General features: G+C 68.1%; 1 protein-coding gene. It reads right to left on the bottom strand.

Annotated features, from left to right (window positions below):
• On the bottom strand, positions 1-380 hold a 380-nt coding region (locus D7X30_RS41455; protein WP_304984756.1), incomplete at its 3' end, for a ChuX/HutX family heme-like substrate-binding protein.
• Positions 381-401 lie beyond the last annotated feature (21 nt).

The raw sequence follows: 401 nt of genomic DNA on the forward strand, positions 1-401 counted from the left end.
TAGTCCTCCACCAGTCGCTCGAACGCGCTGACGCCGGCCTCGTCCTCCAGGTAGACCTTGTGAACGGCCATGCCCGTGCCGTCGAAGAAGTGCAGGCTGCGCCGCGTGCCCTCCGGACGGACCTCCCGGAACGCGAAGCCGAAGCGCCAGCGCGTGAGGAACAGCCGCAGGTCGATGTTCTCGTCCAGCACCAGCGCGACGGCGCCGTTCACCTCGACGTTGCGGTACAGGCCGCGCTTCTCGTGCACGGCGCTCTCGTTGCGCGTGAGCGTCATCACCTTGCCCAGCGACTCCAGGCGCGGCAACAACGTGTCGAGGCGCAGGTCCAACCGGACGACGTCTTCACCCACACCGGTGGCGAGCAACTGCGCCTCGCTCACGCCAAGTTGCTCCGCCGCGTC

The organism is Corallococcus sp. AB011P, assembly GCF_003611605.1.
In the GTDB taxonomy this organism is placed as follows: Bacteria; Myxococcota; Myxococcia; order Myxococcales; family Myxococcaceae; genus Corallococcus; species Corallococcus coralloides.